This window comes from Streptomyces sp. NPDC045701, assembly GCF_056432045.1.
On the sequence record NZ_JBWKJV010000019.1, the window covers coordinates 55,699 to 70,514 of the forward strand.

Below are 14,816 nucleotides of genomic sequence, written 5' to 3' on the forward strand. Positions count from 1 at the left end.
ATGGGAGCGCTCCCATCGCTCCTGCCCCGCTTCCTTGCCTCACTCCCTGGAGTCGCAGTGAGAACAGCACGAAGCACGACATGGAACAACCCGGCAGCCGCCCTGGTCGCAGCCGCCGCCGTCCTCGCCACACTTCTCGGGCTGTTCGGCCTCGCCCCGGCGCCCGCCCACGGTGCCGAAGCGCGGGCCACCGGTGCCGCCGCGGCCGGGCTGCACGTCAGCAACGGCCGCCTCCTCGAGGGCAACGGCAACGACTTCGTGATGCGCGGGGTCAACCACGCGCACACCTGGTACCCGGGCCAGACGCAGTCGCTGGCCGACATGAAGGCGCTCGGGGCCAACAGCGTGCGGGTCGTCCTGTCCGACGGGTACCGCTGGAGCCGGAACAGCGCCGCGGACGTGGCCGCCGTCATCGACAACTGCAAGGCCAACCGCCTGATCTGCGTGCTGGAGGTGCACGACACGACCGGGTACGGCGAGGAGGCCGCCGCCGGGACGCTCGATCACGCCGCCGACTACTGGATCAGCCTCAAGGACGTGCTGGCCGGCGAAGAGGACTACGTCGTCATCAACATCGGCAACGAGCCCTGGGGCAACACCGACCCCGCCGGCTGGACCGCTCCCACCATCGCCGCCGTCAAGAAGCTGCGCGGGGCCGGGTTCCAGCACACGATCATGGTGGACGCGCCCAACTGGGGCCAGGACTGGCAGGGCGTCATGCGGGCCAACGCCCGGACGGTGTACGAGGCCGACGTCACCGGCAACCTGATCTTCTCGATCCACATGTACAGCGTCTTCGACACCGCCCAGGAGATCACGGACTACCTCGGCGCCTTCCGCGCCGCCGGGCTGCCCGTCGTCATCGGCGAGTTCGGCGGTCCGGCCGACCAGTGGGGCGACCCGGACGAGGACACCATGATGGCCGCCGCCGAGCAGTTCGACCTCGGCTACCTGGCCTGGTCCTGGAGCGGCAACACCGACCCCGTCCTCGACCTGGCGATCGGGTTCGACCCCGCACGGCTCAGCTCCTGGGGCCGGCGCATCTTCCACGGCGCCAACGGCATCGCCCAGACCTCCCGCGAGGCCACCGTCTTCGGCGGCACCGCCCCCGACACCCGGGCCCCCACCGCACCGGGTGCCCCGACCGCCTCGGGCGTCTCCGCCTCCTCGGTCACCCTGACCTGGCCGGCCGCCACGGACGACGTCGGCGTCACCGGCTACGAGGTGGTCCGCGTCAACGGCGCCGCCGAGACCGCGGCCGCCTCCGCCACGACCACCACGGTCACCGTCACGTCGCTGGCCGCGGACACGACCTACACCTTCGCGGTGTACGCCAAGGACGCGGCCGGCAACCGCTCCCCCCGGTCGGCCACCGTCACCGTCACCACCGGGAAGGGCACCGGCACCCCGGGCGCCGGCTGCTCCGTCCGCTACCGCGTCGCCGGCGAGTGGCCCGGCGGCTTCCAGGGCGAGATCACCCTCCGCAACACCGGCACCTCCGCCATCAGCGGCTGGACCCTCGGCTTCGCCTTCCCGGCCGGTCAGACCGTCACCACCATGTGGGGCGGCACCCCGACCCAGAACGGCTCCGCCGTGACGGTCGCCGCCGCGTCCTACACCTCGACGATCCCCGTCAACGGAACGGTCACGGTCGGCTTCACCGGCACCAAGCTCTCCGCCAACCCCGCCCCGACGGAGTTCACGCTCAACGGCACGGCCTGCGCGACCGGTTGACCGGGCGTTCGACAACCGACCGGCGGGGACCGATCCCCGCCGGTCACCTGCCCGGACAACGGCGCGCCCGCCGGGCCGTCACGGACGACGACCGCCCGGTGTCCGCCCGGACGCCCTCGGCATGAGCACGTGCAGCGCCCACTCCAGCGGCCCGCGCCTCAACGGCGTCGCGCGGAAGGCGAACGCCCAGACGGCGCACGCCACCAGGGACACCCCGCAGAAGGCGCCCAGCGCGGGCCAGCCGTGGTGCGGGTGGAGCTCGGCGCGCGCGACGACGTGGACCGCGTACACCGACAGGCCCATCGTGCCGACGACCGCCAGCGGGCGCAGCAGGGCCTCCATGGCGCCGCCTCGGCACACCGCGACCGCCAGGCCCAGCAGCAGCAGGCTCGCGCCGATGTTGGCGACCGTCTCGAACGGGGTCTGACTGTACGGCCCGTCGACCAGCAGCCACGCCCACGACGTGCTGGGGATCGCCCCCGCCTGCCGGTTCAGGACGGCCTGCACCGGGTCGGGGGCGTTCACGGCGTACGCGTGGCTCTGCGCGACCGCCCGCAGCAGCGCCTCGCGCCCGCCGCCCGGCCCGAGGGCCAGGGCCGACAGGCCGTGCCCGGCGAGTGCGAGCAGCGCCCCCCAGCCGAGGAGCCGGCGCCCCGCACCGGGTCGGCGCAGGTCCGCGAGCCGCCCCAGGGCCATGCCGACGACGACGTACGGGAAGTAGGTCAGCCACGGGTACGCCCCCGACAGCAGCAGCGTGTCCAGCGCGTCGGTGAACCCGGACCAGCTCGTCACGGCCTCGAAGCCCGGGTAGCGCCCCCGGCCGATGACGCGGTAGCCGAAGTGCGGTCCCAGGACGTACGACAGGACGGGTCCGGCGACCACCGATACCGCCGCGACCGCCGTGAGCGCGCGGGTGCCGAGCCTCGCGAGGGGTTCGGCGGCCAGGAAGTACAGCGCGAAGAACGTGAGGATCACGGCGATCCCCGACCGCAGCTCCGTCAGCGCCAGCCCGAGCGCCGCGAGCACCGCGCACTTGACGAGCGTCCCGCGCCACGCCCCGGCCGGCTGCGGGCGCGGCCGGGTGCCGCCACGCGAGAGCGTCAGCGAAAGCCCCGCGATCAGCGTGAAGATGGCGGGCGCGCGCCCGTCGAACGCCACCAGGAGGTGGCCCGCCCCCTCCGGCTCGGCGGGCGGGCCGATGTGTGCGGCGAACATGGCGAACACGGCGACGGCACGCGCCACGTCCACGCTCACCAGCCGCCGCCCCGGCGGCGCGCTCCCCTCGGACGGCGACGCCCCGGTCGTGGCCGGCACCGCGTCAGCCGCGGCCGGTGCCGGAGTCGTTGCCGATGCCGGGTCGGCCGTGGTCGGCGGCTCGCCGGTCGTGGATGTGTGCGTCGCCGACGCCGCCGTGGACATGTGCGTCACCGTGCTGATCCGCCCCCGCGTTCTTCGTCCCCTTGTCGGTTCATTTGTATACGCATGGGCGGGGCCGCCCTCGGCCGGGGTGCACGGCCGGACGCGCGAGGGCCCTCAGCCGGCCGTGCCCTCCAGCCCGTGCCCCAGCCCCGGCGCGAGCGGCAGCTCCACCAGCCCCGTGCCCGGCGTCCCGGCGAACGCCGCCGGTGCCAGGGGCTCCTCCTCCACCAGCAGCGGGCCCACCAGGTCCGCCGGGACCGTGGCGTGCGGCAGCGCCGCCGACAGGTGCGCGGCGGCCAGTGTCGCCACGCCCAGCTCCGGCATGGTGCCGATCTTCACCGCGAGCCCCGCCGTCTGGGCCAGCGCCGCGATCTGGCGCGCCCGGTACAGCCCGCCCACCTTCAGGATCTTGATGTTCAACACGTCGGCCGCGCCCCGGCGCACCACCTCCAGCGCGTCGTGCGCCGACTGCACCGACTCGTCCGCCATCACCCGCACCCCGCCCCGCGCCCGCAGTGCCGCCATGCCCTCCAGGTCCCAGCGGGGCAGTGGCTGCTCCACCAGGTCCAGCCCGGCGTCCGCCAGCCGGCCCACCGCGCGGGCCGCCTCGCTCGGGGCGTACCCCTCGTTGGCGTCGAGCGACAGCTCCACCGACTCGGGCACCGCCTTGCGGACGGCGGCCACCAGCTCCACGTCGAGCGCCGGGTCCTCCCCGCCCTTGAGCTTGATGTGCCGGAAACCGGCCGCCGCGTACCGGGCCGCCTCCTCCGCCATCTCGTCGAGGGTGCCCAGCCCCACCACCCAGGTCGTCGGCACCTCGGCGGTCACCCGCCCGCCGCCCAGCAGCAGGTGGGCCGGCCACCCGGCGTCCCGCGCCGCGAGGTCGTGCAGCGCCAGGTCGAGCGCCGCCTTGGCCAGGTGCTGGCCCCGGATGGCGGTGTCCATCGCGGCATGGGCGCCCGCCAGGTCGCGCGGGTCGCGCCCGACGAGTGCCGGCGCGACATGCTCGGTCACCGCCGCGGCGAGCCCCGCGAGGGTCTCGCCGGTGTACGCGGTCATCGGCGACGCCTCGCCGAAACCCGACGCCCCGTCGGCCGTCCGCACCTCCACGACGAGGCTGACGAGGTCGGGGCTGGTGCCGCTGCTGATGACGAACGGGCGGCGGTAGCGGGCCCGGACGACACGGGTGTGGAACGAGGCGATTCTCACGCGCGAGCTCCTTGGTCTCCGCCGTACGGCGCTCCCACCGCGGCGGCTGCGATGTCGGGATGTGGGGCCCGGGCCGCAAGCGGTGGGGCCAGGGCTAGAGGTGGACCCGGTAGACGATCGGGGGGCGGCCGGTCCGCCCCTCCTGACGGCTTCCGGTCGGTACGGCGACGCCCGCCCGCTCCAGGCGCTTGAGGATGCGGCGGGCGGTGCGCTGCTGGACGGACAGGTGCTCGGCGACACGGTGGGCGGTGATGCCCGTGTCCCCGTCGGCGGCGGCCAGTTCCCGCAGCCGGTCCAGGGTGTTCGGGTGCAGACCGACCCGGCGGGCCAGCAGCGCGGGGTTGTCCGGCGAAGGCGAAGGCGACGGCTCAGGCGACGACGGCGTCCGCGGCCCGGCGGTCTCGGCCCCTGCGTCCGCCCCAGCGGGGGAGTCCGGCGCGATGACGATGTCCACGTCGTCCACCAGCGACACCACCCCGGCCGCGGGGCCGACCGAACGCGCCCGGCCGGCGGCCCGCCGGGCCAGCGCCTCCGCCTCCGCCGCCGTACGCCCCAGGCCGAAGCCCACGTGCGCGGAGCCGTGCCGGGAGGCCAGGGCGTCGAGGAACGGGATGCGGGTGAACCGTTCCGTCGCCGTCTCCAGCACCCCACGGGTCGTCACCACCAGCCGCCGCCCGTCCGGCAGCTCGGCCAGGCTGCCGCCGAGCACCCGTATGTCCTCCGGCAGCCGCGCGTCCACCCCCGTGCCCGGCGGCAGGTCGACGATGCCCAGCGCCACCTGGGCGTCACCGCTGTGCCGCCCGGCCGTGTCGAGGACCAGCGCCTGGAGGGTGGCCAGTATGGAGTGCCGGGACGGGGCGAGGCGTACCGCGTGCGTGTGCTGCTCCAGCACGTGGAACGCCGAGCCGAGACAGGTGATGGCCACCCTGGTCTTCTTCGTGTCCCTGGCGTCCAGGTGGAAGTCGACGATGTCCCCGGACGTCAGCCCCGGCCGGTAGGGCAGCACCCGCACCCGGTCCGTGGGGAGCTTGGCCTCCGCCATCGTCTCCAGCACCTCCTCGCGGCGCAGCGTGTCGATCGACACCCGCGACACGTCGTGCCCGAGCCGCAGCAGTTCGACCAGCGCCCGCAGCAGCGTGGCGCCGTTGTACGGCACGTACATCGCCGGCCGGTCCAGCGCGCCCGCCGCGTCAGCCAGCGCGTGCGGCACGACGCCGGTGAACAACAGTGCGTCCGCCCGGGATCCCGCGCCCGCCACCACTTGGGTCGTCTCGACCTCGTGACGGTACGGCAGCGGCAGCAGCCGGGCGGATCCGGCGCGGCCGGCGACCGCGACCACCTTGTGGACCAGGTCCTCGGGACCTATCACGCCGACCGTGAGCGGCATGGTCCGGTCTCCGTTCTGCCGGGTGGACTCGCGGGTGCGACTTGCTCGGTGACGCCTGATTGACGGCCGTCGACGGGGGTTCTACTTTCGGCCCAGGCCATAATCGCGTGCTGCCGAGAGGATAATCCCCCGATGCCGCAACGGGAAATGCCGCTGCCCACAGTTCTGGATCCCCGGGGAAGGACGTTCGGCGAGGAGGAACGCGCAGCGGTGCTCCGGGTCCTCGACTCGGCCGTCCTGTGCGGGGCGTTCGGCCGGGAGGCCCGGGAGCTGGAAAGCGAGATGGCCCGGCTGTACGGGCGCGCCGGGGCCGTCTCCTCCAGCTCGGGCACCGCCGCCCTGCACCTCGCCGTCGCCGCCGCCGGAGTGGGCCCCGGCGACGAGGTCGTCACCACGCCGATCTCCGACTTCGGCACCGTCGCCCCGATCCTCGCCCAGGGCGGGCGGGTCGTCTTCGCCGACGTACGGGAGGACGACGGGAACCTCGACCCGGACGCCGTCGAGGCGGCGATCACCCCGCGCACCAAGGCCGTCATCGCCGTCCACCTCTTCGGCGGTGCCGCCGACACCGTACGGCTGCGGGAGATCTGCGACCGGCACGGGCTGCTGCTCATCGAGGACTGCGCGCAGGCGTGGCTCGGCGAGGACGGCGAGGGGCGGCTGCTCGGCACCACCGGCGACATCGCCTGCTTCAGCCTCCAGCAGTACAAGCACATCACGGCCGGCGACGGCGGTCTGAGCATCACCGACGACCCCGCGCTCGCCACCCGGATGCGGCTGTTCATGGACAAGGGCTGGGACCGCGCCGAGGGCCGCATCCACCGCACCATGGGCCTGAACTACCGCATGACCGAGCTGGTCGCGGCGGTCGCCCGCGTCCAGCTCACGCGCGTCGCCGGTGTCGTCGCCCGCCGCCGCGCGAGCGCCCGGGCCCTCGCCGCGGCCGTCGCCGCCCTGCCCGGGGTGACGGTGGCCCGGCCGTACCCCGGACACGCCTGGTGGGTCGTCCCGCTGCTCGTCGACGACAACGCCCGCTGGGCCGCGGCACTGGGGGAGCTCGGCGTCCCCGCCCTGCCCGGCTACCTGGAGCGGCCGCTGTACGCCAATCCGGCACTGTCCGGGTACCCACCGGGCCTGTGTCCTCGCGCCGAGCGGCTCATCGACCGTACGTTGCTGGTTCTGCCGTGGAACGAGGCCTACCGCGAGGACGACGTCGAACGGATCGCGCAGGCGCTGGGGAAGGTCGCCGCATCATGAGCGTGTCGCCGCACGGGACGTACGAGTGGCTCAGGCCCGCCCCGGAGGAGCACGTCGGCTGGGACGTCGACGTCCTGTACGGGCCGTGGCCCCGCCACCACCGGGACACCGGCCTCGACGAGGTGCGGGCCCATCTGCGCTCGTCCCCCGTCGCGGGCGCCCTGGCGCTGTCCACGCGCGGCCCGCTCTACGACGACGCGGCCGGCAACGCCGAGACGCTGCGCGACCTCGCCGGCTGCCCCGAACTCCTGCCCGTCGGCACCGTGGACGTGCGTGACGCGGTGACCGCCGAGGACCGGCTGGACGAACTGACCGCCGCGGGCGTCCGCTTCCTGCGGCTGTTCACCCTCGAACAGGCGGCCGAGCCCGGCTTCCCCGGTTACCGGCACGTGGCCCGGCTGGCGATCGACCGCGGCATGGTGCTCCTCCACGACGGCGACCCGCGCCGCTTCGGACCGCCCCTCATGGACCGCGGCGCCGACGTGATCTTCCTCGACCTGCACGCCTACCTGCTCGCCGACTTCCTCCTCATGGCCCGCGACGAGCCCGGTTTCCGGGCCACCACCCGCATGCTGTCCGGCCCCGACTCCATCGAACGGGTCGTCGACACCGTCGGTCCGCGCCACCTGGTCTTCGGCTCCCGCACCCCGTTCATGGACATCTCGCCGCAGACGCTGAAACTGCGGTACGCCGACATCTCGCCCGACGACCGCGCCGCCATCGCCACCAAGAACGTCGAGGAGCTGCTCGCCTGATGCCGATCATCGATGTGCACGCGCACGTGGGCCGCTGGCAGTTCCACCTGACGACCGGCGACGCGGACACCAACCTCGCCCAGATGGACCGCTACGGCATCGACCTCCAGATCGTCTCGGCGTCAGAGGCCGTGGTGTACGACGCGGTCGCCGGGAACGCGGCGCTCCGGAGAGCCCTGGACACCCGGCCCCGGCTGCACGGGTACGCCGTCGTCAACCCGAACCGCGTCGAGGAGAGCGCCGCCGACCTCCGGCGCTGCCTGGACACCGGCCGGTTCGTCGGCGCCAAGATCCACACCCACTACCCGGGGCGGATGCCGGGCACCCGCGAGATGGCCGAGGCGTTCGACGCGGTCGCCGAAGCCGGCGTACCCCTCCTGCTGCACACCTGGGGGCGGGAGGTCACCCTCCTGCCGGAGCTCGTGGACGCCCGGCCCGGACTGCGCGTGATCATGGGCCACGCGGGCGGTGACGCCTGGCGCGAGGCGGCGCACGCCGCGGCCGCCTGCGACCGCCTCTACCTGGAGCACTGCCGTACGGCCACCGACGCGGGACGGATCGCGTACGCCCGCGAGGCCGGCGTCCCGGTCGAGCGGATGCTCTTCGGCACCGACGCGACACTGATCGACCCCTGCGTGTCCCTGGGCGTGATCCGGGACGCGCGGTTCACGGAGGAAGAGCTGGAGCGAGTGCTGTGGCGCAACGCGGCGGAGCTGTTCGGCCTGAAGGTCGGCACGGCACTGCCACCGGTCGTGTGAGGCGATCCGAACCACCGGAACAGGAGAGGGACGCATGGAACGCAGGCGACTGCTCAACGCCGGAGCCGGGGTCACCCTGGCGGCAGTGGCGGGACAGACCATCACCCCCAGCGCGGCACACGCCGCCACGACACCAACGGCCGACACCGCACCGGCGGACGGCACGGGCACGGCCGGTCACCGCTGCTCCGGCGCCCCGGTCACCACGTACGGCGTCGCGTCCCTGACGGCGGCGATCGTGGGCACCACCGTCCTCGGCGACCACGCCTACGTCGTCGCCCGGGGCCAGAACCCCACCCTCGTCGGCGAGATCGACCTGACGACGAGAAAGCTGACCAGAACCTTCCGGCTCGACCGCGGCGACGGCGGCTGGGCGGCCACCGTCTCCGGCGGCCAGGTGTACATCGGCACCTACCCCTTCCCCGACATCCACCGCATCGACCCCACCACCGGCACCGTCACCCGCATCGGCACAGTGGGCCCGGCCGGCGGCTTCGTCTGGTGCCTCACCACCGCCCCCGACGGCACGGTGTACGCCGGCACCAGCCCGCGCGGCGAGGTCTGGGAGTACAAGCCCGGGACCGGCACGCTCCGCAACCTCGGCGCCGCCATGGCCGGCGAACAGTACGTCCGGGCCATCGCCGCCGACGACACGTACGTCTACGCCGGCACCCTGCCGCGCGGGTTCATCGTCGCCTACGACCGGGCCACCGGCGTCAGACGGAACATCACCCCGACCCCGTACGGCGGCGCTTCCGCGCTCCTCGCGCGCGGCGGCCGGGTTCTCGGCTCCTTCGGCCGGTCCATCGTCGACCTCGCCCCCGACGGCAGCGACGCCCACGTCATCCCCATCCCCGCCCCCGAGCGCATCGCCGACGCCATGGCGGTCACCGCCGACGGCACCCTGTACTGCGTCGGCCGCCCCACCGGCACCGTCTACCGGCGCGCCGGCGACACCCTCGTCAAGGTCGCCGCCCCCGCCACCGGCGACGAACACCGCGCCCTCGTCCCCCTCCCGGACGGCAGGATGCTGGGCGCGGTGGGCAGCGGCCGGCTGTGGTGGCTGGACCTGGCCACCGGGAAGTCGGAGATCGTCGAGCTGATCGACATCGGCCTGTCCGGCCCCGACCCCGTCCAGTCCATCGCGTACGAGTCCGGCGGCACCGTCCACGTCGGCGGGCACTACTCCCTGACGACCCACCGGCCCGCGCACGGCACCTCCAAGCGCATCCGCATCCCCGGCGAGCCCAAGCAACTGCGCGTGGTCGGCGGCAAGGTGTACGCGGCGATGTACCCGAGCACCGAGTTCCTGGAGATCGACCCCCGCCGGGGCAAAGTCCGCTCCATGGGCTTCATCGAGAGCGACCAGCAACGCCCCACCGACATGGCGTACGTACCCGAACAGGACCTCCTGCTGGTGGCGAGCGCGCCCCCGGCCGGCGGCCTCAAGGGCGCCCTCACCCTGGTGGAGCGCTCACGCGGCCGGCTCACCGTCCACAAGGACGTCATCACCGACCAGAGCGTGATGTCCGTCGCGGTCGACGACCGCATCGGCCACCGCACCGCCTACCTCGCCGGCGACACCTGGGGCGGCGGCAGCGTCACCCCGACCCGGCCCAACGCCACCGTCGTCGCCTACGACCTGCGCCGCCGCACCGTGCTGTGGGAGGTCACCCCCGTCGAGGGCAACGCCAGCTTCCAGCACATCGAGGTCCACAACGGCATCCTGTACGGCCTCTACAAGCGCCAGTCGGGCAACTGGTTCGCCATGGACATCGAGTCCCGGACCATCCTCAGGACCGGCAAGCTCCCCAGCTACGGCGAGATCAGCGTCCACTTCGGCCAGGTGTACGCCTCCGTCTTCGGCGGCTCCGTCTACCGGCTAGGGCCGCTGCAGTCCGGCGACGCCGAGGCCGAACTCGTCCTCGGCGGCCTGGGCGACGGCTGGTACAACCCGCCGCAACTGGCGTGGGAACGGGCCACGTGGCACGCCTGGGGCGTCGCCACCCGCGCCCTCGCCCGGCTCCGGCTCGACCCGCTGTGCCCGTCGGGAACCCCGTCGGAGCTCACCGCGCAGTACGAGGCGGTCCTGAAGGGCCTCCTCGCCAACTGACGGCCCCACGGTGCCCCCGGCCACGAGCCGGGGGCACCCGCCGCTCACCGGCGGCCCGGGGAAGACGCCGGGGACGCGCGGGGGACACCCCGGGGCGGCCCCGGGAATCCGCCGGGGACACGCCCGTTCACCGGCGGCTCAGGCGCGGTCCGGGACCGGCTCCTCGGCGAGCGCCTCCAGGCAGTCCTCGACCGCCCGCCGCTCGCCCTCCGGCAGGCGCGGGCCGTACGGGTCGTGCGCGGCCCCCTCCGGGATCAGGCCCTCCCACACCGCCGCCCACAGCATCCGCTGCACATAGCCCTCGATGGGCGCGAGGAACGTGACCGCCGCGAACCGGTCCAGCCGCGCCGACGCCCGCACGAACCCCTCGTGGTCACCCGCCCGCCAGCACGCGAGCACCGCGCTCGTCAACGGCACCCGGGCCGCCGCGATCCCCACCAGCGCCGTGTCCGCCCCCCACATCAGCGACGGCCCGAACATCCGGTCCTCGCCGGTGACGACCAGGCGGCCGCTCGGCCGGGCGGCGCCGATCGCGTCCTGACAGGCCATCGCCCGGTCCAGCGTCGCCAGCTTGATCCCCACCGCGGACGGCAGCGCCAGCAGCCGCTCCACCAGCCGGGACGGGTACGGATACCCCCCCGCCTCCCCGTGCAGGAAGAACCCGAGCACCGGCAGCCCGCTCACCGCCGCCACCCGCTCGTGCAGCTCCACCGCGGCGTCGTCGTCCCCGTCCAGCTGCGCCAGCGGATAGACCATCACCGCGTCCGCGCCGCCCTCCGCGGCCGCCACCGCCATCGCCACCGTCGCGTCCACCGCGTCCGCGAGGCCCACCGCCCCGGCCGCGCGCGGCACCCCGACGCCCGCCACCACCGGCGCGTCCACGGCCGCCCGCCACACCGCGAGGACCCGGCGCCGGTCCCGCTCCGACAGGTACAGCCCGCGCCCCGTGTGGGCCCACACCGCCACCCCGCCGACCGGCTCCGCCGCGATCCGCTCCGCGTACCCCCGCAGCGCCCCGGCGTCCACCACGCCGGCCGCGTCCATCGGGGTCGCCACCGCCGGAACGACGGTCCCGCGCAACCGCCGTACCAGGTCCTCGCAAGCCGACATGGGTGCGCTCCCGTCTGTCGCGGCCGTCCTCGACACGCTAGCCTTTACGGTCCGGACCGTAAAGGAAGGGCCACCGACGAAAGGGACGGCGCTCTGATGCGACTCGGTCTGTACGTCAACCTCTACGCCGACCGGGCCGACCGGCCGCGTCTCGCCGACGCCGTCGAGCAGGTGCGCCTCGCCGAACAGGCGGGCTTCGCCTGGGCGGTCCTCGGCGAACGCCACCTCCACCGGCCCGGTTACCACGAGGCGCTCACCTCATTGGCCTACCTCGCCGCCCACACCGACCGGATCGGGCTCGCCACCGCCGGCCTCATCGCACCCGTCCACCACCCGGTGATGCTGGCCGAGACGCTCGCCCACATCGACGTCCTGTCGGGAGGCCGCCTCACCGCCGGGTTCGTCCTGGGCTACCGCCCCGAGGAGTTCGCCCTGTACGGCACCCGGCCGCAGGAGCGCGTGTCGCGCTTCGAGGAGTGCCTGGAGCTCGTCACCCGGCTGTGGACCGAGGAGAAGGTCACCCACCAGGGCCGCCGGTACGCGGTCGAGGACGCCTTCCTCTCGCCCCGGCCCGCGCAGCGCCCCCGGCCCCGCATCTGGAACGGGGGCCGTGTACCCGCCGCCCTGGAGCGCACCGCCTGGACCTGCGACGGCTGGACGACCTCCTTCAACGAGACCGACGAGGAACTGCCGAAGAAGATCGCCGCCTACCGGGCCTTCCCCCGCGGCCCGCGCTCCCTGGGAGCCGAGGTCATCGTCTGCCGCGAGGGGTACGCCGCGCCCACCACCGCCCAGGCCCGCTCCGCCCTGGAGGGCCCGCTGCGCGGGCTGTACGACGCGTACGGCGACTGGAAGCGCACCTCCGCCGACGCCGCCCGCTACGCCCAGCCGTGGGAGGACATCGCCGCCCGGTCGGTCATCGGCTCGGCCGCCGAATGCGCCGAACGGATCGGCCGCTACGCGGAGATGGGCGCCGACGGGATCGTCCTGCGCGTCCAGCCGCCCGGCATGCCGCAGGCGGACGCGCTCCGCGCCATCGAGGCGTTCGGCGCGTTCACGTCGTAGTGGCCTCAGCGCCCCGGCAGGGCCTCGCCCGTGGGAGGCGCGTGCCCGGCCCCGGCCGGCGGCGCGGTCACGGGCTCCACCCGTACGGCCCACAGGGCCGCGCCCGCCAGGAGGGCGAGGGCCGCCACGAGCCACGGCAGCGGACCGATCGGCAGGGACCCGGCGACCAGGCCGGCCGCCGCCCCGGCCAACTGGAGGGCGAGGGACTGCGCGGACAGCGCGGTGGCGCGGGTCGCGCTGCCCACCGCGCGGTGCAGCAGGTCGTTCTCGTTCGGGCCGGCGGCACCCATGCCCAGGTACACCAGTGCGTAACCGGCCGCGGCGAGGACCGCCGGAACCGTGCCGCCGAAAGCGGCCGTAGCACCGAGCAGCAGCAGACCGGCCCCGCTCACCGCGAGGCTCGCCAGGGCGGCGTGCGCGCTGCCGCCGGTCAGCCGGGCGACGAACGGCGCGCCGTGGCTCCCGGCCGCCGTGCACAGAAAACCCCCACAGGCCAGCGCGGCGAACAGCACGGCTCCGGACTCCGGCGTACCGGTGAACCGGGCCGCCCGTACCGGAGCGAGGAGTTCGACGGTGGCGAGCGCGGCACCGGCCGCCGCCGCCGTCAGCAGCACCCGGCGGACCAGTGACTCCCGTACGCCCAGCCGAAGTCCGCCCGCGATCGTCGCCGGTACGCCGCCCAGCACCGTCCGCAGGGTCGCGGGCGGGCGAGGCGGCTCCGGCAGGGCGGTCAGCACGTAGACGACGTACCCGGCGCAGACGGCGGCACCGAGCAGCCCGGGCACCGAGAGCGGCAGGACGAGCCCGTCGGTGGCGCGGGCGAGCCGGCCGCCCGGGCCGGTGCCGGTGCCGGGGCCGAGCAGGAACGGCAGAGCGCCGCCGGCGAGCGTTCCGGCGGCCAGCGCCACGGCGCAGGCGGTACCGCCGCGGGCCAGGCCGCCGCGCAGCTCGGCACCGGCGCCTGAGTGCGCCTGGACCGTGTCGACGTACCACGCCTCGGCGGGCCCGCTGGCCAGGGCGCGGCCCCCGCCCATCAGGAGCATGGCGGCGGTCAGGGTCCACAGGGTGGTGCCGAGCACCAGCAGGGTGAGGGCGCAGACGTTCAGCAGTCCGGCGGCGGCCAGCACGGCGCGGCGGCCGACGACGTCGGACAGGCCGCCGGTGGGCAGCTCCATGACGGAAACGGTCACCGAGTAGACGGCGTACAGCCCGGCGACGGCGGTGAGGCCCAGGCCGCGCTCCGTCAGCAGCAGTACCTGTGAGGGCAGGTAGAGCCCCACCGGCAGCCAGAAGAGGAAGGTGACGGTGGCGAAGCGACGGCGAGCGGCGGTCGGATCGAGGAGCCGCCTCACGCCCCGTCACCCGCCGGGTCGGGCTGCGGCGGAGGCGCGCCGAGGGGGAGACCGGCGAGGAAGAGGACGACCTGCTCGGCTCGCGGATCGTCTCCGTCACGGGCGGCCAGTTCACCGATGGTGCGCTCGACCACCTCGAACAGCTCGGCGAGGGACTCGGGCGTCAGCCGGACCAGGAGGTCCGTCACGCCGGCCGGCTCCAGCCACTCCGGTGCGACCCGCCCGGCGTCCAGGTTGCGCTGGTGGAGCGCGAGGGACCGCTCGAAGTGGTCCGCCTGGGCGCGGTGGACCGCCGCGAGGAAGGCCCGTCCCGTGTCGTCCGAGCCCGCCATGGCGGAGTTGCTCCAGGTCGTGACCTCGTGCACCGCCCTCCAGCGCCGCTCGCGGCCGTCGCGGTGCTCCGCCTCGGCGATGAAGTCGTACTTGGCCAGGACGCGCAGGTGGTAACTGGTCGAGGCGGACGACTCGCCCGTCCGCGCGGCCAGCTCGCTGGCGGTGGCCGGGCCGTCCTGCCGCAGCAGCCCCAGCAGGCGGATGCGCAGAGGGTGGGTCAGAGCCTTGAAGGCGGCCGTGTCCTTCCGGGGATCGAGGGCACGGCGGCCGGCCGGGCCCGGGAGGGCTTCGTCGGTCATGCGGGCGAGAGTAGAGCGGCGCTTC

Annotated in this window: 12 protein-coding genes; 6 read left to right on the forward strand and 6 right to left on the reverse strand. The window is 74.6% G+C overall.

What is annotated here, in order from left to right; genetic code table 11:
* The first annotated feature begins 57 nt into the window (after positions 1–57).
* Positions 58–1,734 carry a cellulase family glycosylhydrolase gene (locus tag AC07DW_RS20565; RefSeq protein WP_478859090.1) on the forward strand — a complete coding sequence of 559 codons (1,677 nt, stop codon included), beginning with the start codon at positions 58–60 and terminating at the stop codon, positions 1,732–1,734.
* Between the two features lie 78 nt (positions 1,735–1,812).
* Here AC07DW_RS20565 and AC07DW_RS20570 read toward each other — a convergent pair whose 3' ends face one another.
* The 3 genes from AC07DW_RS20570 to AC07DW_RS20580 form a co-directional block, all read right to left on the reverse strand.
* Positions 1,813–3,153, reverse strand: coding sequence for a heparan-alpha-glucosaminide N-acetyltransferase domain-containing protein (locus AC07DW_RS20570; protein ID WP_478859091.1), 1,341 nt, complete (start codon positions 3,151–3,153; stop codon positions 1,813–1,815).
* 114 nt (positions 3,154–3,267) lie between these two features.
* Positions 3,268–4,362: a mandelate racemase/muconate lactonizing enzyme family protein gene (locus AC07DW_RS20575; protein ID WP_478859092.1), complete on the reverse strand. Its 1,095-nt coding sequence runs from the start codon at positions 4,360–4,362 to the stop codon at positions 3,268–3,270.
* A gap of 94 nt (positions 4,363–4,456) precedes the next feature.
* Positions 4,457–5,749: a hypothetical protein gene (locus AC07DW_RS20580; RefSeq protein ID WP_478859093.1), complete on the reverse strand. Its 1,293-nt coding sequence runs from the start codon at positions 5,747–5,749 to the stop codon at positions 4,457–4,459.
* Positions 5,750–5,881: 132 nt separating this feature from the next.
* Here AC07DW_RS20580 and AC07DW_RS20585 point away from each other — a divergent pair, with 132 nt between their 5' ends.
* From AC07DW_RS20585 to AC07DW_RS20600, 4 genes are read left to right on the forward strand one after another with little or no spacing between them, the layout of a single operon-like run.
* Positions 5,882–7,006 (forward strand): DegT/DnrJ/EryC1/StrS family aminotransferase, encoded by a 1,125-nt coding sequence (locus AC07DW_RS20585; protein WP_478859094.1) that lies wholly within the window; start codon positions 5,882–5,884, stop codon positions 7,004–7,006.
* Positions 7,003–7,761 carry a hypothetical protein gene (locus AC07DW_RS20590; protein ID WP_478859095.1) on the forward strand — a complete coding sequence of 253 codons (759 nt, stop codon included), beginning with the start codon at positions 7,003–7,005 and terminating at the stop codon, positions 7,759–7,761. Before AC07DW_RS20585 ends, AC07DW_RS20590 begins: the two co-directional genes overlap by 4 nt.
* A complete protein-coding gene (locus tag AC07DW_RS20595) occupies positions 7,761–8,519 on the forward strand; it encodes an amidohydrolase family protein (protein WP_478859096.1) in 759 nt (252 codons plus the stop codon). The genes AC07DW_RS20590 and AC07DW_RS20595 overlap by 1 nt, the downstream gene beginning before the upstream one ends.
* 34 nt (positions 8,520–8,553) lie before the next feature.
* A complete protein-coding gene (locus AC07DW_RS20600; RefSeq protein WP_478859097.1) occupies positions 8,554–10,632 on the forward strand; it encodes a YncE family protein in 2,079 nt (692 codons plus the stop codon).
* Between the two features lie 138 nt (positions 10,633–10,770).
* Here AC07DW_RS20600 and AC07DW_RS20605 read toward each other — a convergent pair whose 3' ends face one another.
* Positions 10,771–11,742 (reverse strand): dihydrodipicolinate synthase family protein, encoded by a 972-nt coding sequence (locus tag AC07DW_RS20605; RefSeq protein WP_478859098.1) that lies wholly within the window; start codon positions 11,740–11,742, stop codon positions 10,771–10,773.
* A 96-nt stretch (positions 11,743–11,838) separates the two neighbouring features.
* Here AC07DW_RS20605 and AC07DW_RS20610 point away from each other — a divergent pair, with 96 nt between their 5' ends.
* The gene (locus AC07DW_RS20610) at positions 11,839–12,807 is read left to right on the forward strand and encodes an LLM class flavin-dependent oxidoreductase (protein WP_478859099.1); all 969 of its coding nucleotides are present in this window, start codon (positions 11,839–11,841) and stop codon (positions 12,805–12,807) included.
* A 5-nt stretch (positions 12,808–12,812) separates the two neighbouring features.
* Here AC07DW_RS20610 and AC07DW_RS20615 read toward each other — a convergent pair whose 3' ends face one another.
* The gene (locus AC07DW_RS20615; protein WP_478859100.1) at positions 12,813–14,159 is read right to left on the reverse strand and encodes an MFS transporter; all 1,347 of its coding nucleotides are present in this window, start codon (positions 14,157–14,159) and stop codon (positions 12,813–12,815) included.
* The gene (locus AC07DW_RS20620; RefSeq protein ID WP_478859101.1) at positions 14,156–14,791 is read right to left on the reverse strand and encodes an ArsR/SmtB family transcription factor; all 636 of its coding nucleotides are present in this window, start codon (positions 14,789–14,791) and stop codon (positions 14,156–14,158) included. Before AC07DW_RS20620 ends, AC07DW_RS20615 begins: the two co-directional genes overlap by 4 nt.
* Positions 14,792–14,816 lie beyond the last annotated feature (25 nt).